The following is a 3,741-nucleotide window of genomic DNA, read 5'->3' as shown; positions in this document are numbered from 1 at the left end:
GGACGACGCCACGGGGCAGGTGGTTGTCGAAAAGGTCCCCTCCACTCCGCAGGATTCGTCCGTGGGCGTCCTGAACGGTTTGCGGGCGCTGTGCGCCAGGGCGGGCGTCTCGATGGGTGAGGTCGACATGCTGGTGCACGGGACCACGGTGGCGACCAACATCGCCCTGACGCACACGGGCGCGTCGGTGGGCATGATCACCACCGAGGGTTTCCGGGACATCCTGCACATCGCCCGGCACAAGAAGCCGTACAACTTCTCGCTGCAGCAGGAGCTGCCCTGGCAGGCGCAGCCGCTGGTGAAGCGGCGCCACCGGCTGACCGTGCGCGAGCGGATCACGGCCCCGCGCGGCGAGGTCCTGGTCGAGCTGGACGAGGACGAGGTCCGCGAGCGGGTCCGCCAGCTGAAGGCCGAGAAGGTCGAGGCGATCGCGGTGTGCCTGCTGCACAGCTACCTGAACCCCACGCACGAGCAGCGCATCGGGGAGATCGTCGCGCAGGAGTACCCCGAGGCCTACCTGTCGCTGTCCAGCGACATCGTGCCGCTGTACCGCGAGTTCGAGCGGTTCTCCACGACCGCCCTGAACGCCTTCGTGGGCCCCAGGGTCTCGGTCTACCTGCACCGCCTGAACGAGGCCGTGGCGTCCATGGGCTTCAGGCACGAGATCCTGCTGATGCAGTCCTCCGGCGGCATGATCGGGATCGGCCAGGCCGCCCAGCGCCCGGTCACCCTCATGATGTCCGGCCCGGTCGGCGGCCTGATCGGCAGCGTGTGGGCGGCCCGGCAGTCGGGCTTCGAGAACGTGGTGGGCCTGGACATCGGCGGCACCTCCGCGGACATCGGCGTCGCCCACGGCGGCGAGCTGCGCATGCGCCACCTGCTGGACACCAAGGTCGGGGACTACCAGGCGATGGTGCCGATGGTGGACATCGACACCATCGGTGCCGGCGGCGGCTCGATCGCCTACGTCGACGCCGGCGGCGTCTTCCGCGTCGGCCCGCAGTCCGCCGGGGCCGTCCCGGGTCCGGCCTGCTACCGGCGCGGCGGAACCGAGCCGACCTCGACCGACGCCCAGGTGCTGCTGGGACGCATGCGCCCGGACCGCGGCCTGGCCGGCACCGGACTGCGGCTGGACCCGCAGCTGTCCCGGGACGCGATGGTCAAGGTCGCGGACAAGCTCGGGATGACCGTCGAGGAGGCAGCGCTGGGCGCCCTCCAGATCCAGAAGTTCGGCATGAGCCAGGCCATCGAGCAGAACTCGGTGCGCCGCGGCTACGACCCGCGCGACTTCACCCTGGTGGCCGGCGGCGGCGCCGGCGCCCTGTTCGTGTGCGAGATCGCCGAGGAACTGGAGATCCCCACGGTCCTGGTCCCGGCCCACCCGGGCATCCTGGCGGCCACCGGCCTGCTGGCCACGGACCAGAAGTACGAGTTCGTCGGGACCGCCCGGTTCATGCTGGGCAGCGCGGACACCTGGCAGCTGCAGAACTCCTACGCCGCCCTCGAGGCCGACGCCGTGGCCCAGTTCGAGGCCGACCGCATTCCCGCGGGGCGCCGGGTGGTCCGCCGCCTGGCCGATGCCCGCTACGAGGGCCAGGGCTACGAGATCCGCTTCTCCGTGCCGGACGGGCCGATCACCTCCGAGTGGCTCGCACGGGTCGAGGACCTGTTCCACCAGGCGCACGAGGCCGAGTACGGCCACCGGTTCAAGGACAGCGCCGTCGAACTGGTCAACATCCGGGTCGAGGCCATCGGCACCGTCGACGAACTGGCCCCGCCGCAGGCCCCCGGCGCCGCCACCGGCCTCGAGGCCGCCCTGATCACCCGCCAGCCCGTGGTCTTCAGCGCGGACGGCCGGCCCCAGGCCTTCGACACCGCGTTCTACGACCGCGGGAAGCTCGGCGCCGGGCAGGTCTTCGAGGGCCCGGCCATCATCGAGCAGTACGACTCCACCGTCGTCGTGCCCCCGCGGTTCTCCGGGCGCATCGACGAGGTCGGCAACATGGTCATCGACGTCCCGGCCAAGGAGGCCGGGGGCGAGACCCTCTCCACCCCGATCCTGATGCGCGTGGTCGGCGGCGCCCTGTCCTCGGCGGCCAAGGAGATGGCCTCGGTCCTGTTCCGCATGTCCTACTCCTCGATCATCCGCGAATCCGAGGACCTCGGCGCGGGACTGTTCGACAGGCACGGCAACGTCCTGGCCGAGTCCGACTCCACCCCGATGTTCATGGGCGCCATGCCCAAGATCGTCCGCGGCGTCATGTCCGTCCTGGGCGAGGACATCAACGAGGGCGACATCATCCTGCACAACGACCCCTACCTGGGCGCCACCCACTCCCCCGACGTCGCGGTGATCACCCCGATCTTCCACGCGGGCGAGCTCGTCGGCTTCGCCGGCGCCTCCGGCCAGCTCATCGACAACGGCGGCGCGTTCTCCGGGCTGATGGTGGACATCCAGGACGTCCAGTCCGAGGGCACCATCTTCCGGGCCGTGAAGATCCAGGACCGCGGCGTGCGCCAGGAGGCGCTGCTGAAGCACATCTACGCGAACACCCGCACGCCCACCAGCAACAAGGGCGACATCGAGGCCATGATCGCCGCCTGCGCCCTCGCGACCCGCAGGTACACGGACCTCATCGCCAAGTACGGGCTGCAGGCCGTGCAGGACTCCGGCCAGGCCTGGATCGACTACTCCGAGCGCATGCTGCGCCAGGAGATCGCCAAGATCCCCGACGGGGTCTACGAGACCGAGGTCGGCCACCTGGACGACGACGGCCGCAACTACGGCAAGAAGCTCCCGATCGCGGTCAAGGTCATCGTCAAGGGCGACGAGATCACCTACGACCTCACCGGCTCCAGCGCCCAGGTCCCCACCGCCTACAACTGCGCGTTCGAAGGCACCACCGTCTCGGCCTTCACCTTCATCACCCGCATGATCTTCCTGGACGAGGTCGCCTTCCCGGTCTTCGTCCCGCAGAACGAGGGCATGCTCAAGCCGCTGAAGGTCATCGCCCCGGAGGGGACGATCTTCAACCCCACCTACCCGGCCGCGACCTTCTCCCGGTTCTCCCAGGTCCAGCGGGCCGTGGACCTGGCGCTGCGCGCCCTGGCACCGGTCATCCCCGACCGCGTCACCGCCGGCAACTCCGCCCACATCCACTTCATGTCCTACTCCGGCTGGGACGAGAAGTCGGAGGAGTACTGGGTCTACCTCGAGGTCAACGAGGGCTCCTACGGCGGCCGCGCCACCAGCGACGGCCCGGACTCGGTGGACAACCTCATCGCGAACACCCGCAACAACCCCATCGAGGAACTCGAGTGGCGCTTCCCGATGCGCACCGACCGCTACGAACTGCGCGAGGAGCCCGCCGCGGCCGGCGAGTTCCGCGGCGGCATCGGCATCGTGCGCGAGAACACCTTCCTGACGGACACGATCATCACCTGCGAGGGCGAACGCCACGACTCGGACGTGCCCTGGGGCGCGTTCGGCGGCCACGACGGCCTCAACGCCTCCCTGGTCAAGAACCCCGGACGCGAGGGCCAGGAGAACTGGCCCTCGAAGGTCACCGGCAAGCAGATCAAGGCCGGCGACTCGATCCAGATCACCGTCCCCAGCAGCGGCGGCTTCGGCGACCCCCGCAACCGCGACCCGCAAAAGGTCCTCGAAGACGTCCTGGACGGCTTCACCACCGCCGAGGCCGCGGCCCGCGACTACGGCGTGGCCCTGGCCGAACGGGACGG

Annotated in this window: 1 protein-coding gene; it reads left to right on the top strand. The window is 70.0% G+C overall.

What is annotated here, in order from left to right:
• Positions 1–61 precede the first annotated feature (61 nt).
• Positions 62–3,741: hydantoinase B/oxoprolinase family protein (locus tag ABD912_RS23350; protein WP_345154858.1), on the top strand; the 3,680-nt coding region annotated here is incomplete at its 3' end.

This window comes from Arthrobacter ginkgonis, assembly GCF_039540195.1.
Classification (GTDB): Bacteria; Actinomycetota; Actinomycetes; order Actinomycetales; family Micrococcaceae; genus Zafaria; species Zafaria ginkgonis.
This window is presented reverse-complemented; position numbering and strand designations above follow the sequence as displayed.